Raw genomic sequence first — 23,183 nt, forward strand, 5'->3', positions numbered from 1 at the left:
GAGCAAGCCGTGGTGACGGCATGAACGAGTTCATCTATCTGACCTTCGACGGGCTCAGCCGCGGGCTGGTCTACTCCGCGTTCGCGCTGGCCCTGGTGCTGATCTGGCGGGCGGCGCGGATCGTCAACTTCGCACAGGGCGCGATGGCGGTGGCGGCGGTGTACGTCGCGTATTCGGTCACGAACGCCACCGGGTCGTACTGGCTCGGCTTCGGGGCGGCGCTGCTGGCCGGGCTGGCGCTGGGCGTCACCGTCGAGCGGGTGGTGATGCGGTTCGTGGACCACTCGTCGCCGCTCAACGGGGTGGTGGTCGCGCTCGGGCTGGTCCTGATCCTGCAGGGCGTGCTCGGCATCGTCTACGGCAACGAGTTCCTCCCGTTCGCGACGCCGTTCAGCCGGGACGCGTTCGAGGTCGGCGGGGTGGCGATCCTGTCGCGGTACGACCTGTTCGTCATCGCGGCGGTGGGCATCGTGGTCATCGCTCTCACGCTGCTCTTCACGCGTACGGCGATCGGGCTCCGGATGCGAGCGGCGGCCTTCGCTCCTGACGTGTCGAGGCTGCTCGGTGTGTCGGTGGGCGGCATGTTGACGCTCGGCTGGGCACTGGCCGCGGCCGTGGGCTCGCTGGCCGGGATCCTCGTCGTCCCCACCGAGCTGGGTGTGCACCCGACGGCGATGGACGTGGTCTTCGTGTCGGCGTTCGCGGCGGCCGTCGTGGGCGGTCTGGACAGTCCGATCGGCGCTGTCGTGGGCGGGCTGATCGTCGGCGTCCTGTTGTCGTACGTCAGCGGATACATCGACGTCACGGTCGCCCCGATGGCGGTTCTCGCTCTGCTCGTCGTGGTTCTGCTCGGCCGGCCGGGCGGACTGTTCTCCAGCTCGAAAGCGAGGGTGGCATGACCGGCCGCACCGCAGCGAAACACCAGGCCGATCCGACGAAGGCCGTGCCGGAGACCGCGCCCGACGTGGGTCCGGCCCTCCCGAGACGCCGCCTGCGCGTGCACCCGGTGATCGTGATCGCGGTCGGCGCGGTCCTGGTCGTCGCGCTGACCTACGTGCTGCCGCCGTTCCGTAACTATCAGCTGGCCACGGTGGGCGCCTACTTCTGTGTGACCGCGGGACTGACCGTCCTGACCGGACTGAACGGGCAGTTGTCGCTGGGGCACGGCGCGCTGATGGCGACCGGTGCCTACACACTGGCCCTGGCTCAGAACAGGTGGGAGAGCCTACCGCTCAGCTTCGCCCTCGCGGTGCTGGTGACGACGGCGGTGGGCGCGGTGATCGGCCTGGCCGCGGCCCGGTTGCGCGGGCCCTACCTGGCCGGCCTGACGCTCGCCGTCGCGATCGTCGTCCCGTCGGTGACCAGCACGTTCGACGAGACGTTCAACAGCGATCAGGGCCTGTCGGTGTTCCTGAACCCGCCTCCCGAGCAGTACCCGATGGAGCAGTGGCAGGCCTGGCTGTGCTGGAGCGCGGCACTGGTCGTGGTGCTGCTGCTGGCGCTGCTGGTGCGCGGCCGGTTCGGACGGGATCTGCGGGCGGTCCGTGACGACGAGACCGCCGCCAAGCTGGCCGGGATCAACATCGCGCGTACCCAGGTGCTGGCTTTCGTGGTGAGCGCCGCCTGTGCCGGTGTCGCCGGCGCCCTGTTCGCCTATCTCGCGCAGAGCGTGTCGCCTGGCGCCTTCCCGTTGACGCTCTCCCTGTTCCTGCTCATGGCGATCGTGATCGGCGGCCTCGGGAGCCTCTTCGGGGCGTTGTGGGGCGCATTGCTGCTGGTGGTGCTGCCCGCGCTGTCCCAGTCCGTCGGTGAGCAGACCGGCTCGCAGCGGCTGGAGGGAAACCTGGCGCTGATCGTCTTCGGTGTCGTGCTCGTCGTCGTCATGCTCGCCGCCCCGGGCGGCCTCGCATCCATCCCATCTCGAATTTCACGCCTGATCAGGAGGAACCGATGAAACGCATGGCAACGGCGGCTCTGTCCGTCGTGCTGCTGGCAACGGCCGGCTGCACGAACGAGGGCGGTGGCGGCAGCAGCTCGGGCGGCGGCGCGAACGTGCCGGGCGTGACCGACACGGAGATCGTGGTCGGCACGCACATGCCGCTGACCGGCCCGGCCGCGGGCGGCTACTCGAAGATCGCGCCGGCCACCAAGGCGTACTTCGACTACGTCAACGCGAACGGTGGCGTGCACGGCCGGAAGATCACCTACAAGATCAAGGACGACGGCTACAACCCGGCGAACACCCAGACCGTGGTGCGTGAGCTGGTGCTGCAGGACAAGGTCTTCGCGGTTCTCAACGGCCTCGGGACGCCCACGCACACCGGTGTGCTCGACTTCCTCAAGACCAACCGGGTGCCCGACCTCTTCGTGGCCAGCGGCAGCCGCAGCTGGAACCAGGCCGACAAGTATCCGGGGACGTTCGGCTTCAACCCGGACTACACGGTCGAGGGCAAGATCCTGGGGACCTACATCAAGGAGAACCTGGCCGGGAAGAAGACCTGCTTCCTGGGCCAGGACGACGACTTCGGCCGGGACAGTCTGGCCGGCGTGGAGAAGGTCCTCGGTGCGGTCACGGCCAAGGAGAGCTACGTGACCAGCAACCCGAACGTCGGGCCGCAGATGGGCGCGCTCAAGGCGGCCGGCTGCGAGGTGGTCGTGCTCGCGACTGTGCCCGGTTTCACTGCCCTGTCGATCGGAACCGCTGCGAAGATTGCGTTCAAACCGCAGTTCGTCGTCAGTAACGTGGGCTCCGACCCGACCACCGTCGGCAAAGCGCTCGGGGCGGGTGCTCCTCTGCTCGAAGGCGTGGTGGCGACCAACTACCTGCCACTGAACACCGACGACGCGAACCCGTGGATCCAGCTGTTCAAGAAGGTCAACGCGGAGCACAACGGCAACGCCGAGTTCGACAACAACATCGTGTACGGCATGTCGGTCGGATACCTGTTCGTGCAGGCGCTCCAGGCCGCGGGTAAGGACGTGACCCGCGACAAGCTGCTCGAAGCCGTCACGAAGAACGGTTTCCAGGGCCCGGGCCTGGTGCCGCTGCGATTCTCGGCCACGGACCACTCGGGGTACGGCGGAGCTCAGCTCACCAAGGTCGAGGGAGGTAAGGCGGTGTTCTTCGGCACGCCGTACACCACCGACGACGCCGAGGGCCCCGTCGCGGCGTACCAGGGGCAGGCCGTGACACCGCCACCGAGCGGTGTGCCTGCCGCGTAATATCTGCACTTGCACTGCAAAAATACGACTCAGGAGGTTGGGCGATGGCCGACCAGGTAGCAATCGTGACCGGAGCAAGCCGGGGAATCGGGTTCGCCATCGCGCAACGCTTCATCGCCCAGGGGGCGAGAGTCGCCGTCACCGGCCGTGACGCCGACGCCCTCGAGGCCGCCGTGAAGGAGCTCGGCGGCCCCGAGGTGGCGCTCGGCGTGGCCGGCAAGGGCGACGACCCGGCACACCGGGCCGCCGTCGTCGACGCCGTGCGGGAGCGGTTCGGGCCGGTCACCACGCTGATCAACAACATCGGGATCAACCCGGCGTACGGTCCGCTGGCCACCCTGGACCTGAACGCCGCCCGCAAGATGGCCGAGGTCAACCTGATCGGCACGCTGGGCTGGATTCAGGAGGCGCTGCGCGGCGGGCTGGCCGAGACCGGCGGTTCGGTCGTCAACATCTCGTCGGTCTCCGGTGTCCGCCCGGCGCCGGGGATCGCGTTCTACGGCACCACCAAGGCCGCCCTCATCCACCTCACCGAGGAGCTCGCGGTCGAGTTGGCCCCGAAGATCCGGGTCAACGCCGTCGCGCCCGCGGTCGTGAAGACGCGGTTCGCCTCCGCCCTCTACGAGGGGCGGGAGGCGGAGGTGGCGGCCACGTATCCGCTCCAGCGGCTCGGCAACACCGACGACGTGGCCGGCACCGTGGCTTTCCTCTGCTCGCCGGACGCCGCCTGGATCACCGGGCAGACCATCGTGATCGACGGCGGCATCACCCTGACCGGGTCAGTCCAGTGAGCCTCAAGCGCGTGGTGGTCACCGGCGCCGGCGGCGGGATCGGGGCGGCGCTGGCCCGCCGGTTCGCCGCCGACGGTGCCCGGGTCGTGGTGAACGACGTGAACGCGGAAGCGGCCTGGGCGGTCGCCGGCGAGATCGGCGGCATCGCGGTTCCCGGCGACGCGGCCCGCGAGGAGGACGTCCGGGAGCTGGTCGAGACGGCCTTCGCGGAGCTGGGCGGGATCGACCTGTTCTGCTCGAACGCCGGGGTGCTGTCGGCAGGTGACGAGACGACGCCCGACGCTCAGTGGCAGCGCGACTTCGGGGTCAACGTGATGTCGCACGTCTACGTGAGCCGGGCGCTGCTGCCGCGCTGGCTGGACAGCGGCGAGCCGAAACGGCTTTTGATCACGGTGAGCGCGGCCGGGCTGCTGACCCTGTTGGGCAGCGCCACCTACTCGGTGACGAAGCACGCGGCTCTGGCCTATGCGGAGTGGCTGCGCGCCACGTACGCGCATCGGGGTCTGATCGTCCAGGCGCTCTGCCCGCAGGGTGTGCGCACCGACATGCTGACCCGCGGCAACGACCGTGGCAGTGGCGCGGCCTCGCTGCTGGCCGAGGGCGCCCTGGCGCCCGAATCGGTCGCCGACCTGGTCGCCGGCTCGCTCGACGGCGGTAACTTCCTGATCCTCCCGCATCCCGAGGTCGAGGGCTACTACCGCTTGCGCGCGAGCGATCCGGATCGTTGGCTGGGGGGCATGAACAAACTCCAGCGCGGATTCGAGTCCCAGTGAAGGGCCTCGACCTGGAGAGACTCCAGGCCTACCTGGACAGCCCGCCGCTTTCCGGGACGATGTTCGCGGGCGGCAGGTCGAACCTGACGTATGCGGTCACCGACGGCGTCAACCGCTGGGTGCTGCGCCGGCCGCCGCTGGGGCACGTGCTGCCCACCGCGCACGACATGGTCCGCGAGCACAAGGTCCTCGACGCGCTCTCCAAGGTCGGCTTCCCGGTGCCGGCCCCGGTGCGGCTCTGCACCGACACCGAGGTGATCGGGGCGCCGTTCTACCTGATGGAGCACGTGGACGGGACGATCTACCGGGACGCCGCGCTGATCGAGAAGGTCGACTTCCGGGCGCTGACGTTCACCCTGGTGGACACACTCGCCGACCTGCACTCGCTGGACCCGGCGGCGATCGGCCTGGGCGACTTCGGCAAGCCGGAGGGCTTCAACGCCCGGCAGGTCCGCCGCTGGAAGCAGCAGCTCGACGCGTCGCGCAGCCGGGAGCTGTCCGGCATCGACGAACTGCATGCCCGGCTGGCCACCGACATCCCGGCCGGAGGTCCGGGCGCTGTCGTGCACGGCGACTTCCGCCTGGACAACGTGCTGGTCAGCGATGAGCTGGCGGTCAATGCGGTGCTCGACTGGGAGATGTCCACACTGGGTGATCCGCTCAGCGACCTGGCCCTGATGCAGATCTACGCCGGTCGGCCGCTGCTGGAACGCGACGGTCGGCCGCTCGCTCCGATCGACATCCCCGGGCACCCCACGCTCGACGAGATCGCCGCCCGCTACGCCGAGCGCAGCAAGCGCGACGTCAGCGACCTGCACTGGTATATCGGCTTCGCCGCGTTCAAGCTCGCCGTCATCCTGGAGGGCGTGCACTTCCGTTACACCAAGGGCCAGACGGTCGGCCCCGGCTTCGACACCGTGGGAGCCATGGTCCCCGCCCTGGTCGAGCAGGGCCACCGAGCGTTGGAAGGACACTGATGGACTTCGAGTACGACGCGAAGACCGAGGACTACCGCAAGCGGCTGCTCGCCTTCATGGACGAGCACGTCTACCCGGCGGAGCCCACCTACCACACCGACGGGTGGGAACCGCCGACCGCGCTGGAGGGGCTGAAGGCGGCCGCCAAGGAGGCCGGCCTGTGGAACCTCTTCCTGCCCGGTGACCACGGCGCCGGTCTCACCAACCTCCAGTACGCGCCGCTCGCCGAGATCACCGGCCGTAGCCCGGCGATCGCCCCGGCCGCGCTGAACTGCGCCGCCCCGGACACCGGCAACATGGAGGTCCTGGCCGACTTCGGGACCGACGAGCAGAAGGAGCGGTGGCTCAAGCCGCTGCTGGCCGGTGAGATCCGCTCCGCCTTCGCGATGACCGAGCCGCAGGTGGCCTCCTCCGACGCGACCAACATCGGCACCCGCATCGACCGCGACGGCGACGACTACGTCATCAACGGGCGCAAGTTCTACATCAGCGGCGCGATGAACCCGAACTGCAAGATCTTCATCGTGATGGGCAAGACCGACGTCGACGCGCCACGGCACCTGCAGCAAAGCCAGATCCTGGTGCCCCGCGACACGCCGGGTGTCACCGTCGAGCGGGGCATGACCGTGCTCGGTTACACCGACGGCGACCACGGCGGCCACGCCGAGATGGTCTTCGAGAACGTCCGGGTGCCGGCGACCAACCTGATCGGCGAGGAGGGCGGCGGGTTCGCGATCTCCCAGGCCCGTCTGGGACCCGGCCGTATCCACCACTGCATGCGGTTGATCGGCATGGCCGAGCGGGCGCTGGAGCTGATGTGCACGCGGGCGCTGGTCCGTACGCCGTTCGGCAAGCCGCTCGCCGAGCAGGGCGTCATCCAGGACTGGATCGCCGAGTCCCGGGTCCGGATCGAGCAGGCCCGCCTGCTCGTGCTCAAGGCCGCCTGGCTGATGGACACGGTCGGCAACAGGGGCGCGCACACCGAGATCCAGGCGATCAAGATCGTCGTGCCGTCCACCGTGGAGTGGATCGTCGACAAGGCGATCCAGACGCACGGCGCGGCCGGCCTCGGACAGGACTTCCCGCTTGCCGGGCTGTTCGCCAGCGCCCGTATGCTGCGACTCGCCGACGGGCCGGACGAGGTGCACAAGCGGTCCCTGGCCCACCGTGAGCTCAAGCGTTACCGGAGTGGTTCGTGACCAACCCCACCACGCGGGTCGACGGGCGTACTGCGCGGTCCGAACGGACCCGCAACGCGATCATCGACGCGCATCTCCAGCTGATCGGCGAGGGGGACATGCGTCCCACCGCCGACCGGGTGGCCAAGCTGGCCGGCGTGTCGCTGCGCGCCCTGTGGAGCCACTTCGCCGACATGGAAGCGCTGATGGCGGCGAGTGGCCAGCGAGTTCTGGAGCAGCGCGACGCGTCGTACCGGCCGATTCCGGCGGACCTGCCGCTGGCCGAGCGGATCGAGGCGTTCTGCCGTCAGCGGGCCCGCCTGCTGGAGGAGATAGGGCCCGCGGCGCGGGCCTCGGCGCTGAAGGAGCCGTTCTCGGCCGGCTTGCAGCGGTACCGCAAACTGCACACCACTCGGGTCCGCGACGAGCTGACCTCCACCTTTCCGGCGGAGATCGGCAGTGACGAGGAGCTGCTCAACGCGCTGACCGCGGCCAGTCTCTGGCCGACGTGGGCCACATGGCGTGACGCCATGGGTCTGCCGGTGGACAGCGCCCAGGCCGCGCTCGCCCGGGTCGTGACCGCCCTGATCAACCCTGCCGGGGCAGCAGCCACCCGCTGAGCAGACCGACCGCGCCGACCACGCGAGGCCAGGCCCCGCGCGAGGTCCGGCCCGCGTGAGGCCGGACCCGACGTGAGACCAGGCCCGACGTGAGACCAGGCCCCGCGGACCTCACAGGATCGCGGCGGAGCGAGGGTGTGGCCGGGGTGCGGCGTTGCGGAGGCGGATGCCGCTGAAGGCGATCGTGCTGGTGACGACCTGATCCCAGAAGGGCCACAGGTTGTCGAGCAGGCGCAGCTGGATTCCGGCGGCGGCGTGACAGGCGATCAGGTCGCCGACCGGTTCCGGTGGGCCGAGGGGCTCGACCGGTGTGGTGGCCACGTGAGCGTGTGACTCCGGCTCCCCGATCGGGCAGAACGGCCCGGCGGGGAGCCGGTACGCGTACAGCCGGATGGTCCGCATCGCCTCCCACCAGGCGTACTCGATCGCGTGGACGCGGTCGCCGCAGCCCGCGCCGATGATGCGTTCCCGGTCCTCGTCGGTGGTGACGCCGGGCCGCACCCAGGCGAGCGCGCGCGGGCACTGCCGTGGGAACCAGTAGTCCGGGGCCCGATCGTGATCGACGGCCCACACGTAGGCCTCGGGCTGCTGGGCGGTGGCCGCGACGTGCGGCACGAACCGCGTGATCGTCGGATCCTCGGAGAAGTGCAGCACCTGACCCGGTTCCGGACGCATCAGGTCTTTCTATCGCACCGCCGGCGCGGACGTCGGCCCGGAGAGATCCGACGTCCGCGAAGGCGGCGCAGTGTGGTCAGAGGATGGCTACGGAGCGGGCGCCCTCGCCGCGGGACATCCGGTCGAAGGCGGCGGGCACCTCGGCCAGCGTGATCCGGTCGGTGATCAGGTGGCTCAGGTCGAGCCTGCCGTCGAGGACGTCGCGGGCCAGGGCCGGAACCTCCAGGTCGGTGTCGGCCTGCCCGTACACCGAGGCCCGCAGAGTCCGCGCCGACGAGAAGATGTCCAGGGCGCTGAGCTGCACCATGTCGTCGGCCGCACCCATACCGACCACGGTCACCTGGCCGCCGGAGCGGGTGGCCCGCCAGGCGGCGCGGATGGTCGCGGCCCGGCCGACGCATTCGATGGCGTGGTCGGCGCCTAGCCGGTTCGTGCGGGCCCGGATGTCCTTGGACAGGTTGTCCGAGGAGACCACGAAGTCGGTGGCCCCGGCCGCCTCGGCCAGCCCCTTCTTGGCCTCGGAGACGTCCACCGCGATCACCTGGCCGGCACCGGCGGCACGGGCCGCGGTGACGACCGACAGACCGACCCCGCCGAGGCCGATGACCACGACCGATTCGCCGGGCGCCACCCGGGCGGTGTTGCGCACCGCGCCGGTCCCGGTCAGGACGGCGCATCCGAGCAGAGCCGCGAGATCGAAATCAAGCTCGGAGGGTACGGGTATGACCGCGTTCTCCGGCACCACCACCTGTTCGGCGAACGCCCCCACGCCGAGGGTCACGTGGACCGGCACGTCGTCGAGGGTGATGCCGTTGGACAGTGCCGCGACCCCGTGCGAGGTGCTGCACAGCCACGGCTCCCCGTGTTCGCAGAACCAGCAGCTCCGGCAGGCGGGCTGCCAGTTGAGCACCACGTGGTCACCGACGGCGGCCCGGGTGACGTGCTCGCCGATCTCGACGACCTCACCGGCCGCCTCGTGCCCGAGGATCAGCGGGTGCGGCGGCCGGAGCGTGCCGTTCACCATGGACAGGTCGGAGTGGCAGACCCCGGCAGCCCGGACCCGGACCCGCACCTGGCCGGGCCCGATCTCGGGGAGCCGCAGCTCGGCCAGCGCGGCGGGGACGCCGGCCTCCCGGACGACGAGCCCGGACATGTAGTGACTCACCGTGTGACCCCCAAGCCGCCGATCAACCGAACGCTCATCTCTGGATCGCCTTCACCTGCTGGAACTCGGTCAGCCCGTAGGCGCCGAGCTCACGGCCGATACCGGACTGCTTGTACCCGCCGAACGGGGCGAACGGGTTGAACGAGCCGCCGTTGACGTCGACGGCGCCGGTGCGCAGCCGACGGGCCACCGCGACCGCCCGCGCCTCGGAGCCCCACACGGCGCCGGCCAGCCCGTACTTCGAGTTGTTGGCGATCGCCACGGCCTCGTCGTCGTCGCCGAACGCGATGATCGACAGGACGGGACCGAAGATCTCCTCCTGGGCGATCTCGCTGTCCGGGTCGACGTCGGCGAAGACGGTCGGCGCCACGAAGTGCCCCTGGCCGGGGACGGGGGCGTCGAGGCCGCCGGCGACGAGCCGTGCCGTGGCGCGTTCGATGAAGCCGCGGACGCGTTCCTTCTGCCCGGCGGAGGCGAGCGGCCCGAGCCGGGTGGCCGCGTCGAACGGGTCGCCGAGGGTGTAGCCGGCGGCGGTCTTGGCGGCCAGTTCGACGGCCTCGTCGTAGTGGCTGCGGTGGACCAGCATGCGGGTCCATGCCGTACACGTCTGGCCACTGTTGAGGAAGGCGTTGCCGACGCCGACCTTGACCGCTCTGACCACGTCGGCGTCTTCGAGGATCACGTTGGCGGACTTGCCGCCGAGCTCGAGCGACACCTTGGCGATGCGGTCGGCGGCGGCGTGGCTGATGGCGGCGCCGGTGCGGGTGGAGCCGGTGAACGACACCATGTCGATGCCGGGGTGCCCGGCGATGGCCGACCCGACGGCCGGGCCGGTGCCGGTGACCAGGTTGAATACGCCGGGCGGCAGGTCGGCCTCGGCGACCGCGTCGGCCAGCAGGTACGCCGTGAGCGGGGTCAGCTCGCTCGGCTTGAGGACCACCGTGCATCCGGCCGCCAGGGCCGCGCCGACCTTGGCGACGACCTGGTGCAGCGGATAGTTCCACGGGGTGATCGCACCGACCACGCCGATCGGCTCGTGGACGACCAGGGAGTTCCCGATCGTCTCCTCCTGCGCCGGCTGGGCCGCGAGTTCCGCGTACCCCGCGAGGACCGTCAGGGGCAGGCCCGTCTGGACCGCCTTGGCGATCTTGAGCGGGGTGCCCAGTTCGAGGCCGACGATCCGGGCGATCTCGTCGGCGCGGGCGGTGAGCGCCCGGTGCAGCCGGCCGAGGGCAGCGCCGCGCTCGGCCGGTGTCAGGCCGAAGGCCCAGCCGTCGAAGGCGGCGCGGGCGGCGGAGACGGCGAGGTCGACGTCCTCGGCGGTGCCGGCTGGCACGTGCCCGAAGACCTCCTCGGTGTACGGGTTCTCGACTCCGATGCGCTCGGTGGAGGCGGACGGCACGTACGCGCCACCGATCCAGTGCTCATCACGGAAGACCGACGTCATCGGCGTACCCCCTGGTCGTAACGGTCGGAAAGGCTGTTGATCAGCAGGTCGAGCCCGAGCTCGAACGCGCCCTCGTCGACGGCGTCGCGATGCGCGGCGAGCTCGTGGGCGCGGTGCAGGTGCGGAAAGCGGTCGTACAGCTCCGGGTCGGCCTCGAAGCCGAGGGCGAAGGAGCCGAGCGCGGAGCCGGTGATCAGGTATCGCATCAGCGCGCCGATGTGGGTGGCCCGCGCCCGGGACCAGCCCGCCTTGATCAGCGCGCCGTAGACGGCCTCGGCCATGGCCAGCCCGGCCGGACGACGGCCGGGCCCGGTGGCCAGCACCGGGACGATGTGCGGATGCGCGGCGAGCACGCTGTGGTACGACTTCGCCCACAGCCGCAGCCCTTCGCGCCAGTCGTTGCCCCGGAAGACGGTGATGTCGACCTGCGCGACGACGGCTTCAGCGACCGCGTCGACGATCTCCGCCTTGGTGGCGAAGTGGTTGTAGAGCGACGGTCCCTGCACCCCCAGCTCGGTGGCGAGGCGCCGCATCGAGCAGGCGTCGATTCCCTCCGCGTCGATGAGAGCGGCGGCCGCCTCGACGATGCGCTCCCGCGTGAGGAGGGCTTGCCGGGGGCGGGCCATACCGGAACTCCTGAAGAAAGACGAAATCAACACTGGACGTGTAAAAACTTACGCCGCTAGTTTAAGCACAGCTGCGACGTACATCACTAAGGGAGATCAGCCATGACGACGCTTTCCCTCGCCACGGTTCTGGCCGAGGCCGCCCGCCGGTACCCCGAGAAGGTGGCGATCGTCGACGAGGCCGGCGGCCGGATTCCCTATCGCGAACTCTGGGCGCAGACCCGGTCGTACGCCGCCGGTTTGAAGGAATTGGGCATCGGCCGCGGCGACACGGTGGCGGTGATGATCCCGAACGTGGGCGATTTCCCGCGGGTCTACTACGCCGCGCTCGCCGTCGGCGCCCGGATCGTGCCGGTGTCGCTGCTGCTCAACGCCGAGGAGGTCGGCTACGTGCTGGCTGACAGTGGCGCGAAGCTCCTGGTCACGCACTCGGCGTTCCTCCAGGTCGGCGCGGCCGCGGCGGCCGCGACCGGCACCCCGCTGGCCAATGTCGGCCCGCTGCCGGAGGGTCTGCCGCAGTACCCGCCGCGCCTGGACCAGATCTCGGCCGGGCTGGAGCCGGTGCGGACCTACGTGACGGTCGAGGCCGAGGACGTCGCCGTCATCCTCTACACCAGCGGCACGACCGGGAAGCCGAAGGGCGCCCTGCTCACCCACCTCAACCTGGTGATGAACGCGGCCGTGAACGTCTTCGACGTGCACCCGCTGACCGGAGACGACGTGGTGATGGGCTGCCTGCCGCTGTTCCACACGTTCGGCCAGACCGTGGGGATGAACGCGACGTTCCGGCTCGGTGGGACGCTGGTGCTGCTGCCGCGGTTCACCGGCGAGGCGGCGATCGAGCTGATGATCAGGGAGAACGTCACGATCTTCCACGGCGTGCCGACCATGTACATCGGACTGCTGGAGGCGGCGGCCAAGGCCGACAGCCTGCCGAAGCTGAAGCTGTGCGTCTCCGGTGGCGCGTCGCTTCCGGTGGCGGTCCTGGAGAAGTTCGCGGCGGCTTTCGGTTCGACCATCTGGGAGGGGTACGGGCTGAGCGAGACCTCACCTACGGCGACCACCAACCAGCCCTCGTTCGGAGCGAAACCCGGCACGGTCGGGCACCCGATCTGGGGTGTCGAGGTGGAGATCGCCCGCCCGGAGGTGCCGGAGAGCATCGAGTTCGTGCCGGACGGGGAGCTCGGGGAGATCGTGATCCGCGGGCACAACGTGTTCGCCGGCTACCTGAACCGGCCGGAGGCGACCGCGGAGGCCCTGGTCGACGGGTGGTTCCGGACCGGAGACCTGGGCGTGCGCGACGAGCAGGGCTTCATCAGCATCGTCGACCGGACCAAGGACCTGATCATCCGCGGCGGCTTCAACGTCTACCCGCGTGAGGTGGAGGAGGTCCTGGCCCGGCACCCGTCGATCCAGCAGGTCGCGGTGATCGGCGTGGCCGACGAGACGCTGGGTGAGGAGATCTGCGCCGTGGTGGTGCTCGAGGACTCCGGACTCACCGGGGACGAGCTGATCGAGTGGTCCAAGGAGCGGCTGGGCAAGCACAAGTACCCGCGTCAGGTGCGGTTCACCGAGTCGCTGCCGCTCGGCCCGAGCATGAAGGTCCTGAAGCGGGAGCTGCGCAAGCAGTACAGCTAGGCCTTGAGCAGCGGTGGCAGCTCGGCGACGATCGGAACGTCGGCGGGCAGCCACGGGACACTGTCCAACTGGTCCACGGTCAGCCAGCGCATGGAGCGGTGCTCCAGCGCCTCCGGTACGTCGCCGCCGAGCAACTCGACGGCGTAGACACGGAGGACGGCACGGCCGTGGGCCAGTGGCACGTCCGGCCCGACGCGGGCGCCGACCTCGACGCGTACGCCCAGCTCCTCGGCGCACTCGCGGGCCAGCGCCTGCTGGTCGGTCTCCCCCGCCTCGACCTTGCCGCCGGGGAACTCCCATCGGCCGGCCGCCTCGGGTGGGGAGCTGCGCTCACAGGCGAGGACCCGGCCGGCGGTGATGATCACCGCCGCGACGATCACCCTGGGTGATGGCGCCGGTTTGACGTATTGTTCGGGCCGCATGCGATCCAAGATCTCACGAAAGTTCATCGTTCAGGTTGCCCGGTGGTGCCCCGATCGTCACGCAAACACGGATATGTGGGCGTGGACAGGGGTGCCCGGGAGGACGAAACTGTGGGGCACCGACCATGACGATCCGGCGACAGTTCGGCCACAAGCCGGCAACGACGCTAAGGGGGGTGCGGAGTGCGGGCGAGAAGACGCCGGGACACCGGCTCGGATTATCTCAACGACGCCCTGGCGTTGTTGAGCGGCTGGACCCGCGACGGCGTCCAGTTGCGCCGCGATCTGGCGTGTGACGACAGTCAGCACGCCGCCTTGACCGAACGTATCAAGGTGGCGGCGGACACTCTTCACATACGGCCAAGCATCCGGCGAATCAACGGTCACACACAGATCTGCCTGGGGTCGCAGGACGGCACGGCCATCACCGACGGTGAGGTCACCCTGGCGGCCCGGATCGAGGACTTCTATCGCACCGTGGTCGAGAGGCCATGATCCGGGCGGACTACGCTGCGCCGCATGACTGACGTGGTGTACGACAACAAGGGTCAGCTCGAGCAGGTCCAGAGCGGACTGCTGGAGGGCGAGCAGATCATCGCGGTCTATGACGCGATCGGCGCGGGGACCGGGTTCATCGGACTCACCAACCGCCGGATCATCATTCAGGACCAGTCCTATGTCGGGAAGCGGTTCGCCATCACCAGCATCCCGTACTCCAAGGTCAGCAGCGTCAGCGTGGTCAGCAACAAGAGCTGGGCCGGCCAGTTCTTCTCCTCGGGCACGATCGCCATCGCGGTCGGCACCAGCACGTACGAGGTCGAGTTCCGTGGCTCGGAGAAGGCCCACCACGTGCACAACCTGATCCTCAGCCAGGCATCCTGACCTCGGCCGGTCACTTCCCGCCGACCGCCTGCGTCAGATCCCATACGTACCGGCGGCCGGCGGGTCGCTCGTCGCGCCACACCACGTCCCAACGGCCGCGATGATCGCGTTCCGGCTCAGCGAACCGTCCGTACCCCTGCCGCTCCTTGACGCTCGGCGGCTGATCGCTGTCCGGGAAGCTGAAGGTGACCTGGAGGGTGAACGCCGCCGAGGTGCCACTCGCGATCGGCAGCCGGTCCTCCCAGACCAATTGGTCCCAGCCGCGTTCACGCAGCGGGCCCCAGAGCCCGCGGGGACGATACTCGACCTGCCATTCGGTGGGCGTGGTGATCGCCGGCTCGAAGATCAGCCACACCCGGAGCAGCCTGCTCTGCTCCAGCGGCAGGGCGGTGATGCCGCCGCCGGCCGGCCGCAGCATCTTGAACGCGATCTCGTCGAGCCGGGTGAGCCGGTCCGTGCCGGTCGGCACGATCGGCCGCATGGTCCGGTTGGTGACCAGCGGCTCCGGGGTGGTGATCCGCTTCTCCACGATGCGGTCGCTGTCGTCGTCGGCGCCGATCAGGACGAGGACTTCGAGGATCTCCGAGTAGAGCGGCTTCTCGCGGTCGCTGATCCGCTGGATGGCGTCCAGGTAGTGCTGGTGGCCGGCCTGCTGCAGGGTGAGCAGCCGGGTGGCGTCCTGCAGGTCGGTCTTCAGCTCGCGGATCTTGACGACGAACGCCAGTTGCCACAGGCGGACCACGAAGTAGAGCAGGCAGGCCAGGAAGATCGCGGTGAGGGCCCACTGGGCGAACCGGACGGGTATCCCCGCGAGTTGCGCGACGCCCGACGCCAGGCCGATGAGCACGACCGAGACGTTCAGGGTGCCCCTGAACAGGGTGTGAGAGATCGTCGGAGTCTCCGGCATCGTCCCAATGATGGCGAAACGATCGTTACCGACAAATCCTCATAAAGAGTGAATGGCATCGCTCGGGGACGGCTGTTCGCCCGATATCCGTTGTCCGATCAGTGGAACGGTCATGCCAGTCCGGCCCACCCGCGATTATTTTTCGCGGCCAACCCTTGCCCACCGTTTCCGGCCCGTCGCATGCTACCGGGAGTTCCACCAGAGTCGATCCCCAACCTCGCGGAGGCGATCCCCGGTGCTGAGCCACATGCAGAGGCCGTTGACCCGGAGATACCGGACCGAGATGTTCGGTCACGACCTCGACGCCCTGTCGATGCCGGGCGGGGGTGAGGGCGGGCAGCCACATCGGCGACTCCTGATCGGCCACAACGCCATCTTCGCGGCCGCGATGCTGCTCTCCGCGGTGCTGGTGGGCCTCGCCACGGTCGCTCTGCACTGACCACGCCGCGGCGAGACCACGCGCGTCAGCTTCCGCCTTCGCCGCCCTTGCCGGTCCGGTCGGACATGGCTCTCCCTCACACGAACTGATGGACTCCGGAAGTCACAACGCCTTCAGCCTAGGTCAGGACGCGGGTCGGCAACGGCGTCTCGAGCACGGTCCCGTCGGCGGCGCGCCTCAGTTCGTACCCCCGCGGCCCCTGATGATCGGCGACCGCCTCGGACAGTGACGTGCCCCGGAAGATCAGCCCCGCGCCGTCGTCGGTGGCGTAGCCGTCCGGCAGGATGCCGGACCCGATGAGCTCGTGCATCACCGGCCGCCGCCGCTCCTCGGCGTCGTAGTGCACGCCGTTGCTGAACGGCAGGAACCCCAGGCCACCGGTGAAGCCGCGCAGCTCCGGGCCGAAGCTGTCGGTGCTGCCGCCGACGTGCCAGCAGATCGAGCCGGCCGAGACGCCGCCGAGCACCACGCCGGCCTGCCACGCCTCGTGCAGGATCTCGTCGACGCCGTGCACCCGCCAGACCGCGCACAGGTTCGCGACGCTGCCCCCGCCCACCCAGATGACGTCCTGGGCGAGCAGGTGCGCGCGGATGTCGGCGACGTTAGGCATCGGGAAGAGCTGCAGGTGTGACGCGACGAACCCGGTGCCGGCGAACGCGGCGTAGTAGGCGCCGATCCGCGCCTCCGCGTCCCCGCTCGCCTGGCCCAGGAAGCAGATCCGGGGCGTCTTCGAGTTCGCCAGCTCGGCGGCGAGACGGTGGGCCCGTCCCGGCCGCAGATCGAGCGGGCCACGGCCGCCGGATCGCAGAAAGGCGCTGGTGGCGAGGATGGTGGGGACGTCGGCGGTCACCGCATCATCATCACGCACGCGTCGGTGGTCTCCAGGACGAGATCGGCGATCAGATCGATGGCGCTGCTCAGGCGGACCGGATCGCCGTCGACCGCGGCGAACACCGCGTCCATCCGCGACCGGAACCGCTCCGGCGCACCGGGCAGCAGGGCGGCTGCCGCCACCGCGCCCTTCTCGTTGACCAGCCAGTGTCCGGCCGCGCCGTGCAGGGCGTGCGCGCACACTCCGGCAATCCGGAACAGGCACCCCGCCACGTACGCGCTGTCGCCGCGCGACACCGCCTTGCGTGCCACCCCGATCAGGAAGTCGGCCTCCCACAGCCCGGCCACCAGGGCCTCCGCCAGCGGGCGCGGGTAGATCAGGGCGCGGCGCCGCAGTCGCTCCAACTCCCCGGTCGGATCGGCGAGGATCCGGCTCAGGGCCAATTCGCCGGGGTACGAGAAATCGGGCACTCCGAGTGGATGACCCGCCTGCACGTGGAATGCATAGCGCCCCTGCTCCGCATCGGCCCAGCACCGGTGCACCCGGTCGGTGTCGCGGTAGATCCAGTCGACCGGATGCCCGTCGATCCGCAACCAGCCCCCGCCGTCCACCCACGGCCCCCAGCCACCGGGCTCGGTCAGCCCGGCGCCCGGCCCGGACACCTCGGTGGCCAGCTCGCCGAGCCGCCCGGTGTCCAGCGGCACCCGGTAGTAGAGGCCCAGGTCGTAGTCGGAGTCCTCGGTGTGCGTGCCGCGGGCCCGGCTGCCACCGAGAACCACTCCCACCACGCCGGGCACGGTCAGCAGCCGGTGGGCGAGATCGGTCAGCCGGGTGTCGGTCAGCGCCATGCCGCTACCGTGTTACCCGGCCGGCGCGCACGCAAGGATCGGTGACCGTCAACACAGTTCGCCGGTATCCGGCACCCCCGCGTCGAACCTGCCGAGCCCCAGCAGCGCCCGGTCCTCCTCGGAGATCAGGATGTCCCCCGGACTCTCGTCAGCGGCGCGTGCCGGCACCGGGACGGCCGGGTCGTCGGCTCCGCCGGCCGGGCAGGCCATCGCGGTCCGCCCGAACGGCAGGCAGATGCCGAGGAACTGGTCGCACTCCACGTCCGGCTCCACGGGACGGGCCGAGCCGACCGTCACCACCCGGTTCCGCGGCTCCCGCGTCACCGCGCTGCTGAGCAGGCGCCGGGAGCTCGGCTTGCCGTCGGTCAGCGTCACCAGGTAACGCAGCGTCCGCTCACCGGCCGCGCCGCGCGTCGTGACCCGGCGGGTGCCGCGGAGCATCGACGGGTCCCGGACCACCTGGGTGTCGAACGGGACGGCCCGGGTCTCGACGTCGGTCCGGGTGGTGACGACCGGTGCGGCCGCCGCTTGGCGCAGGGCCGGGACCTCAGCGAGGGTACGGGCGCGGCGCGGCCCGGTCCGGTCGGCGCGGTCGTCGGCCACCCGGGCCCGGCTGAGTTGCTCGGCGGCGGTCGCGACCCGCGGCGCCGGTGCTCTCCGACCTGTCGACGGCGCCGCTGTGCTCTTCCCCGTCGCCGTCCCCGTCGCCCTCGCCGTCGCGGCGGTGGTCGGCGCGCTGGTCGGGGCCGTGGTCTCGCCCTGCCGCCGGAGCGGCGGCTCGGCGGCGGCCGCGGCCCGGCTGACGACCTCCGGATCGTCCTCGAGCCGCGGTGCGCCGAGGTCGGCGTCGATGGGCTGGGCGGTGATGTCGCTCGGGCCGGGAGCGGTCATCGTGGAGACGGCGCCGGCCACGCCGCCACCGACGATCACGAACATCGCACACGCGCCCGCGGTCATCCGGACTCCGAACGGCAGTCGGGCCCACCAAGACTTTCGTGGCATTTCGAGCAGATGCTGCCAAGAGTCACTAGTTGTCTGGTTTTGCACCAAAGCATTGTCACTTCTTCCGGCTCTCGGGCAAGTCACCGCCCGTCACCCGAAAAGCTGACGCCCGCGCCCCGTCACCACTCTCCCGCGTTACTCCGACGAGGAGCAGAGTCGGCCGACCGGGGGCGTGCGCCGCAGCCGTACGATCGTTGCCATGCCCGCGCCTGTGCCACTCAGCCCGGACGAGGAGGCCGTGATGCGCGCCCTCGGCCGGTTCCTGCTGGTCATGCCACGCGCCCTCGACGCCGACCTGATGCGGGAGCAGCGCATGTCCGCCAGTGAGTACGCGGTGTTGCGCAACCTCTCCGAGACTCCCGGCCACCTCATGCGAATGAGCGAGCTCGCCACCGCCTGCGACATGTCACTGAGCGGCATGACACGCCTCGCCGCCAAACTGGAGTCACTCGGCTGCCTGCGCCGCATCCGCTGCGAGGAGGACGCCCGGGGCGCCAACGCGGTCCTCACCGAGAAGGGCATGGACCGGCTGCGCGAGGCCTGGCCGACCCACCTGGCCAGTGTCCGCCGGCACATCTTCGACCACCTCGACGGGCTCGACCTGCGCCGTCTGGCCAACGCCTTCGACGCGATGGCCGCCGAGCACTGATCTTCCGCGTTTCGTGGCGCCGGGCCGGGGGCTCCGGGTTGCGATGATCTAACGGTGCTGAACGCTGCCACCGACGACACCCGGACGGCCCCGGGCGCCCTCGACCGGATCGCCGTCGTCGTCTCCGAGGTGCTCGCCCCCGCGGTCCTGGTCGCCGTGCTCCTGCTCACCATCGGGTGGCACGCCGGCGACACACCCGGCGTCTCCCGCTGGTGGGGACTGCCCGGCGCCCTGTTCGCCGCGGTCATCCCGCTCGGCTACGTCCTGCACGGCGTACGCAAGGGCCGCCTCACCAACCATCACATCCCGGAACGCGCCGACCGCCGGATCCCCCTGCTCTTCGGCACCGCGTCGCTGGTGGCCGGCCTGCTGCTGATGCTGGCTCTGGGCGCGCCCCGCGAGGTGCTCGCCCTGCTCACCGCGGGCGGCGTCGGCCTGGCCGCGTTCGCCCTGGTCACCCACTGGTGGAAGATGTCCATCCATGCCGGGGTGGCGGCCGGCACGGTGTCCGCGCTGACCGTCGTCTACGGCGAGATCGCCCTACTCGGCGCCCCGCTGGTGCTGCTCGGCTGTTGGGCCCGGGTCCGGCTCACCGCGCACACCCCGGCCCAGGTGGTCGCCGGCGCCCTGGTCGGCGCCCTCATCGCCGGAACCGTCTTCCCACTCCTGCGCTGACCGCTCACCCCAGGCCGTACGCCGTCAGGGTGGCGTCGAGCATCCGCTCCTGGTCGGTTGCCGGGAAGGCGGCCGGGTCGGCGGCGGCATAGACGGCCACCCCCTCGGTCATCGCGATCAGCGCCAGAGCGACAGTGGCGACCCGCCCGGCCGTCCACTCCGGAGCGGCCGCCGCGGTGAGCCGCTCGACCCGCTCCCGCCACGCCCGGTTGTTGCGCCTGTGCTCGGCGATCAGCTCGTCGTCGGTGACCGCCGCAGCCAGAAAGCCCATCCACACGATCGCCTCCTGCCGGGTCTGCTCGTCGAGCGCCATCCCCTGATGCAGGACGGCCCGCAACGCCGCCCGCGGCGACCCCGCCTCCGCCTCCAGCGCCTCGACCCGCGCCCGGGTCACTCCGTGCAGCAGCTGCCGCGCGTGCAGCAGGAGCGCCTGCCGATTCGGGAACCGGTGCATGACCAGCCCGGTCGTGCACCCGGCCGCCGTGGCGACGGCCCGCACGGTGAGCCGTTCGAGACCCTGCTCGGCCAGCACGCTCCACACCGCCCGGGACAGCGTCTCGCCCTGCGCCAGCCGATTCGCGGTACGTGACACCCGTCGCACCCCACTTTCCGTAACGGCTGTTACCGTAACACCTGTTCCGAATGGAGGCTGCCATGACCTGCACCATCGAACCCCGCCCCTGGGACGACCCCGACGGCGCCGCACTGAGGGCCGCCCAGCGCACCGAGCTCGACGCCCGCTACGGCACCGGCGACCACGAGCCCGGCACCCCACCCTCCGCCGCCGACATCGACCTGTTCCTGATCGCGCTCGACGCCGACGGCGCCCCGGCCGGCTGTGGCGCCCTCCGCCGGCTGGACGCGACGACAGCCGAGGTCAAGCGTATGTACGTCACTCCGGCCGCCCGCGGATCCGGCGTCTCGACCGCCATCCTGCGGGCCCTGGAGGCGGCCGCCCTGGACCGCGGCTGGACCACGATCAAGCTGGAGACCGGCCCGGCCCAGCCCGACGCGATGCGCTTCTACGAGCGAGAGGGGTACCACGAGATCCCCCTCTTCGGCGCCTACATCGGCTCCGGCCTCTCGGTCTGCTACGAGCGCACTCTGACCCTCAGCAGTCCGCTACCCTAGTCCCATGACCGCCCTACCGGAGTGGATGCATCCGCCACGCGCAGAAGGCTGGTTGGCGGAAGACCTGGATCGCCTGCCCGAGGCTCCTCGGCACACCGAGCTCATCGACGGAGCGCTCGTCTTCATGATGTCGCCGCAACGCGCCTGGCACGCACGACTCGTCACCGCACTGACGAACGCGCTGACCACTCAGGCTCCGGCCGGATTCGAGATCGAGCGGGAGATGACCATCCGGCTGGACGCCCGCAACCGTCCCGAGCCGGATTTGCTCGTGACTTCCGCCGCCTACGATCCCGACCGCACGTTCTTCGATGCGGCGGAGGTCCTTCTGGCGGTCGAGGTGGTCTCGCCCGAGTCAGCTCACCGGGACCGCGGTGTGAAACTTCGCAAATACGCGGAAGCCGGCATCCCGCACTACTGGCGGATCGAGGACGAGGACGGGGCGCCGGTCGTCCATGCTTACGAGCTGGACGAGCCGACCAGGTCCTATGTCGCCTCAGGCATTCACCGTGGTGTGCTCCGCCGGCCGGTGCCGTTCGACATCGACATCGACCTGGCCGGCCTCATCCCGCCGCGTCCCTGAAAGCGCCTCGGTCAGGATCTTCCGGCCGGGCGCAGGGTGACCGTGACGTGGTCGCCTTCGCCGACGCCCTCGGCCTTGCGGACGGCGTCCTTGAGCGGCACCAGGTAGCGGCCGTCCTTCGGAAACAGCGCCGTCCGGAACTCGGTGCCCCGAGCACCACCTGCACCGGCACCTGGCCCCAGTAGATCAGGGACCGGGCCTCTTCCTTGAGTTCAGCGCTGTCAGCCTCGGACATGGCGACGAAGAAGAACGGCGCCGGCCCACGCCACTCGATGACCTCACCGTCGAATACCCACTCCACAATGACGGATTCAACCAGCATCGCCTGCAGCCCGACGGCCCGGACCCGCCTCCCGCACAGCTTGACCATGCCGCGGTGTCATCGGCGCGAGGCGGCCCCCGTCTCGACCTGACGACAGGGGCGGCAGCAGAGAACTCCCGTTTACCCACCCGCGCCCGGATAGCCTCAGCAGTTCCCTCCGGCAGCGACAGGCTGACCCGCGTCGCCGGCCCTTCCCCGATGCGGAATACCGCTTCGCTCATAGCCCTAGTGTGTCAACGAGTAGGAAAAGTGCCACGCACGGCCTAGGCGGCAGACGTTGAACCGGAATCAGACATTGAATCTGAATTCCACGACGTCGCCGTCCTTCATGATGTAGTCCTTGCCCTCCATGCGGACCTTGCCGGCGGCCTTGGCGGCGGACATGGAACCGGCGGTGACCAGGTCGTCGTAGCTGACGATCTCGGCCTTGATGAAACCGCGCTGGAAGTCGGAGTGGATGACACCGGCCGCCTCGGGAGCGGTCGCGCCGACCGGGACCGTCCAGGCCCGGGCCTCCTTCGGGCCGGCCGTCAGGTAGGTCTGCAGGCCCAGCGTGTCGAAGCCGACCCGAATCAGCCGGTTGAGGCCGGGCTCGGACTGACCGGTCGACTGGAGCAGCTCCAGCGCGTCGGCCTCGTCCAGCTCGATCAGCTCGGACTCGATCTTCGCGTCCATGAAGACGGCCTCGGCCGGAGCGACCAGGGCACGCAGCTCGTCGAGGAACGCCGCGTTGCCCAGCTCGGTCTCGTCGACGTTGAACACGTACAGGAAGGGCTTCGTCGTCAGCAGGTGCAGCTCGGCCAGCAGCTCCAGCTCGATGCCGGCGGCTGCGGCGCCCTGGTAGAGGGTCACACCGTCGTTGAGCAGCTTGAACGCGGCCTCGGCAGCGGCCACCGTGGCCGCCTTCTCCTTCTTGAGCTTCGCCTCCTTCTGCAGACGGGGCAGCGCCTTCTCGACCGTCTGCAGGTCGGCGAGGATCAGCTCGGTGTTGATCGTCTCGATGTCGTCGGCCGGGGACACCTTGCCGTCGACGTGCAGCACGTTGGGGTCGGAGAACGCGCGCACCACCTGGCAGATCGCCGACGCGTCACGGATGTTCGCAAGGAACGCGTTGCCACGGCCCTGGCCCTTGGACGCGCCGCGGACCAGGCCGGCGATGTCGACGAAGCTCACCGGCGCCGGCAGGATCTTCTCGCTGCCGAACAGCTCGGCCAGCTTCCCCAGCCGCTCGTCCGGCAGCCCGACCACGCCGACGTTGGGCTCGATCGTCGCGAACGGGTAGTTCGCGGCGAGCACGTCGTTCTTGGTCAGTGCGTTGAACAGGGTGCTCTTGCCGACGTTGGGCAGGCCGACGATTCCGATGGTGAGAGAAGACATAC

At 70.1% G+C, this 23,183-nt stretch carries 28 protein-coding genes; 16 read left to right on the plus strand and 12 right to left on the minus strand.

Annotated features, from left to right (window positions below; all coding sequences use genetic code 11):
* Positions 1-20: 20 nt before the first annotated feature.
* From ACQPZW_RS44950 to ACQPZW_RS44985, 8 genes are read left to right on the plus strand one after another with little or no spacing between them, the layout of a single operon-like run.
* Positions 21-899, plus strand: a complete 879-nt coding sequence (locus ACQPZW_RS44950) for a branched-chain amino acid ABC transporter permease (RefSeq protein ID WP_433792098.1) — start codon at positions 21-23, stop codon at positions 897-899.
* A complete protein-coding gene (locus ACQPZW_RS44955) occupies positions 896-1,954 on the plus strand; it encodes a branched-chain amino acid ABC transporter permease (RefSeq protein ID WP_433792099.1) in 1,059 nt (352 codons plus the stop codon). The genes ACQPZW_RS44950 and ACQPZW_RS44955 overlap by 4 nt, the downstream gene beginning before the upstream one ends.
* The gene (locus ACQPZW_RS44960) at positions 1,951-3,222 is read left to right on the plus strand and encodes an ABC transporter substrate-binding protein (RefSeq protein ID WP_433792100.1); all 1,272 of its coding nucleotides are present in this window, start codon (positions 1,951-1,953) and stop codon (positions 3,220-3,222) included. The genes ACQPZW_RS44955 and ACQPZW_RS44960 overlap by 4 nt, the downstream gene beginning before the upstream one ends.
* Positions 3,223-3,266: 44 nt before the next feature.
* On the plus strand, positions 3,267-4,013 hold the full coding sequence (locus tag ACQPZW_RS44965) for an SDR family oxidoreductase (RefSeq protein WP_433792101.1): 747 nt from the start codon (positions 3,267-3,269) through the stop codon (positions 4,011-4,013).
* On the plus strand, positions 4,010-4,786 hold the full coding sequence (locus ACQPZW_RS44970) for an SDR family oxidoreductase (protein WP_433792102.1): 777 nt from the start codon (positions 4,010-4,012) through the stop codon (positions 4,784-4,786). The genes ACQPZW_RS44965 and ACQPZW_RS44970 overlap by 4 nt, the downstream gene beginning before the upstream one ends.
* Positions 4,783-5,763, plus strand: a complete 981-nt coding sequence (locus ACQPZW_RS44975) for a phosphotransferase family protein (RefSeq protein ID WP_433792103.1) — start codon at positions 4,783-4,785, stop codon at positions 5,761-5,763. Before ACQPZW_RS44970 ends, ACQPZW_RS44975 begins: the two co-directional genes overlap by 4 nt.
* Entirely contained in the window at positions 5,763-6,962 is a 1,200-nt protein-coding gene (locus ACQPZW_RS44980) for an acyl-CoA dehydrogenase family protein (protein WP_433792104.1), read from the plus strand. The genes ACQPZW_RS44975 and ACQPZW_RS44980 overlap by 1 nt, the downstream gene beginning before the upstream one ends.
* Complete coding sequence (locus ACQPZW_RS44985; protein WP_433792105.1) at positions 6,959-7,561, plus strand: TetR/AcrR family transcriptional regulator; 603 nt, start codon at positions 6,959-6,961, stop codon at positions 7,559-7,561. The genes ACQPZW_RS44980 and ACQPZW_RS44985 overlap by 4 nt, the downstream gene beginning before the upstream one ends.
* A gap of 111 nt (positions 7,562-7,672) precedes the next feature.
* Here the strand turns inward: ACQPZW_RS44985 and ACQPZW_RS44990 are convergent, their stop codons facing one another.
* The 4 genes from ACQPZW_RS44990 to ACQPZW_RS45005 form a co-directional block, all read right to left on the minus strand.
* Entirely contained in the window at positions 7,673-8,236 is a 564-nt protein-coding gene (locus ACQPZW_RS44990) for a DUF6886 family protein (protein ID WP_433792106.1), read from the minus strand.
* Between the two features lie 76 nt (positions 8,237-8,312).
* Entirely contained in the window at positions 8,313-9,401 is a 1,089-nt protein-coding gene (locus tag ACQPZW_RS44995) for an alcohol dehydrogenase catalytic domain-containing protein (RefSeq protein ID WP_433792107.1), read from the minus strand.
* A 34-nt stretch (positions 9,402-9,435) separates the two neighbouring features.
* On the minus strand, positions 9,436-10,848 hold the full coding sequence (locus tag ACQPZW_RS45000) for an aldehyde dehydrogenase family protein (protein WP_433792108.1): 1,413 nt from the start codon (positions 10,846-10,848) through the stop codon (positions 9,436-9,438).
* The gene (locus ACQPZW_RS45005) at positions 10,845-11,474 is read right to left on the minus strand and encodes a TetR/AcrR family transcriptional regulator (protein ID WP_433792109.1); all 630 of its coding nucleotides are present in this window, start codon (positions 11,472-11,474) and stop codon (positions 10,845-10,847) included. The genes ACQPZW_RS45000 and ACQPZW_RS45005 overlap by 4 nt, the downstream gene beginning before the upstream one ends.
* A 102-nt stretch (positions 11,475-11,576) precedes the next feature.
* Here ACQPZW_RS45005 and ACQPZW_RS45010 point away from each other — a divergent pair, with 102 nt between their 5' ends.
* Positions 11,577-13,112: a long-chain-fatty-acid--CoA ligase gene (locus ACQPZW_RS45010; RefSeq protein ID WP_433792110.1), complete on the plus strand. Its 1,536-nt coding sequence runs from the start codon at positions 11,577-11,579 to the stop codon at positions 13,110-13,112.
* Here ACQPZW_RS45010 and ACQPZW_RS45015 read toward each other — a convergent pair.
* Positions 13,109-13,534, minus strand: coding sequence for a (deoxy)nucleoside triphosphate pyrophosphohydrolase (locus ACQPZW_RS45015; RefSeq protein ID WP_433792111.1), 426 nt, complete (start codon positions 13,532-13,534; stop codon positions 13,109-13,111). The two genes, ACQPZW_RS45010 and ACQPZW_RS45015, sit on opposite strands and share 4 nt — an antisense overlap.
* Positions 13,535-13,717: 183 nt before the next feature.
* On the opposite strand from ACQPZW_RS45015, the gene ACQPZW_RS45020 reads away from it, so the two are divergent.
* Both ACQPZW_RS45020 and ACQPZW_RS45025 read left to right on the plus strand, forming a co-directional pair.
* Positions 13,718-14,029: a 4a-hydroxytetrahydrobiopterin dehydratase gene (locus ACQPZW_RS45020; protein ID WP_433792112.1), complete on the plus strand. Its 312-nt coding sequence runs from the start codon at positions 13,718-13,720 to the stop codon at positions 14,027-14,029.
* A gap of 24 nt (positions 14,030-14,053) precedes the next feature.
* Positions 14,054-14,416 carry a PH domain-containing protein gene (locus ACQPZW_RS45025; RefSeq protein ID WP_433792113.1) on the plus strand — a complete coding sequence of 121 codons (363 nt, stop codon included), beginning with the start codon at positions 14,054-14,056 and terminating at the stop codon, positions 14,414-14,416.
* A 10-nt stretch (positions 14,417-14,426) separates the two neighbouring features.
* Here the strand turns inward: ACQPZW_RS45025 and ACQPZW_RS45030 are convergent, their stop codons facing one another.
* Positions 14,427-15,323 (minus strand): hypothetical protein, encoded by an 897-nt coding sequence (locus ACQPZW_RS45030; RefSeq protein WP_433792114.1) that lies wholly within the window; start codon positions 15,321-15,323, stop codon positions 14,427-14,429.
* A gap of 259 nt (positions 15,324-15,582) precedes the next feature.
* Between ACQPZW_RS45030 and ACQPZW_RS45035 the strand changes: the two genes are divergently transcribed.
* Complete coding sequence (locus ACQPZW_RS45035) at positions 15,583-15,762, plus strand: hypothetical protein (RefSeq protein ID WP_433792115.1); 180 nt, start codon at positions 15,583-15,585, stop codon at positions 15,760-15,762.
* 118 nt (positions 15,763-15,880) lie between these two features.
* On the opposite strand, the gene ACQPZW_RS45040 is transcribed toward ACQPZW_RS45035, so the two are convergent.
* From ACQPZW_RS45040 to ACQPZW_RS45050, 3 genes are read right to left on the minus strand one after another with little or no spacing between them, the layout of a single operon-like run.
* A complete protein-coding gene (locus tag ACQPZW_RS45040) occupies positions 15,881-16,612 on the minus strand; it encodes a Type 1 glutamine amidotransferase-like domain-containing protein (protein ID WP_433792116.1) in 732 nt (243 codons plus the stop codon).
* On the minus strand, positions 16,609-17,442 hold the full coding sequence (locus ACQPZW_RS45045) for a nucleotidyltransferase domain-containing protein (RefSeq protein ID WP_433792117.1): 834 nt from the start codon (positions 17,440-17,442) through the stop codon (positions 16,609-16,611). Before ACQPZW_RS45045 ends, ACQPZW_RS45040 begins: the two co-directional genes overlap by 4 nt.
* A gap of 48 nt (positions 17,443-17,490) precedes the next feature.
* Entirely contained in the window at positions 17,491-18,399 is a 909-nt protein-coding gene (locus ACQPZW_RS45050) for a G5 domain-containing protein (RefSeq protein ID WP_433792118.1), read from the minus strand.
* Between the two features lie 244 nt (positions 18,400-18,643).
* On the opposite strand from ACQPZW_RS45050, the gene ACQPZW_RS45055 reads away from it, so the two are divergent.
* Together ACQPZW_RS45055 and ACQPZW_RS45060 are read left to right on the plus strand one after the other, a co-directional pair.
* Positions 18,644-19,093 (plus strand): MarR family winged helix-turn-helix transcriptional regulator, encoded by a 450-nt coding sequence (locus ACQPZW_RS45055; protein ID WP_433792119.1) that lies wholly within the window; start codon positions 18,644-18,646, stop codon positions 19,091-19,093.
* 54 nt (positions 19,094-19,147) lie between these two features.
* Entirely contained in the window at positions 19,148-19,768 is a 621-nt protein-coding gene (locus ACQPZW_RS45060; RefSeq protein ID WP_433792120.1) for a phosphoesterase PA-phosphatase, read from the plus strand.
* A gap of 4 nt (positions 19,769-19,772) precedes the next feature.
* On the opposite strand, the gene ACQPZW_RS45065 is transcribed toward ACQPZW_RS45060, so the two are convergent.
* Positions 19,773-20,360, minus strand: a complete 588-nt coding sequence (locus ACQPZW_RS45065; RefSeq protein ID WP_433792121.1) for a TetR/AcrR family transcriptional regulator — start codon at positions 20,358-20,360, stop codon at positions 19,773-19,775.
* Positions 20,361-20,422: 62 nt separating this feature from the next.
* Between ACQPZW_RS45065 and ACQPZW_RS45070 the strand changes: the two genes are divergently transcribed.
* Together ACQPZW_RS45070 and ACQPZW_RS45075 are read left to right on the plus strand one after the other, a co-directional pair.
* Entirely contained in the window at positions 20,423-20,899 is a 477-nt protein-coding gene (locus ACQPZW_RS45070) for a GNAT family N-acetyltransferase (protein ID WP_433792122.1), read from the plus strand.
* 4 nt (positions 20,900-20,903) lie between these two features.
* Positions 20,904-21,482, plus strand: coding sequence for a Uma2 family endonuclease (locus tag ACQPZW_RS45075; protein WP_433792123.1), 579 nt, complete (start codon positions 20,904-20,906; stop codon positions 21,480-21,482).
* Between the two features lie 11 nt (positions 21,483-21,493).
* On the opposite strand, the gene ACQPZW_RS45080 is transcribed toward ACQPZW_RS45075, so the two are convergent.
* Entirely contained in the window at positions 21,494-21,583 is a 90-nt protein-coding gene (locus tag ACQPZW_RS45080) for a DUF1905 domain-containing protein (protein ID WP_433792124.1), read from the minus strand.
* Positions 21,584-22,092: 509 nt separating this feature from the next.
* A complete protein-coding gene (gene ychF, locus ACQPZW_RS45085) occupies positions 22,093-23,181 on the minus strand; it encodes a redox-regulated ATPase YchF (RefSeq protein WP_433792125.1) in 1,089 nt (362 codons plus the stop codon).
* Positions 23,182-23,183: the final 2 nt, after the last annotated feature.

Source organism: Actinoplanes sp. CA-252034 (assembly GCF_050956125.1).
Classification (GTDB): domain Bacteria; phylum Actinomycetota; class Actinomycetes; order Mycobacteriales; family Micromonosporaceae; genus Actinoplanes.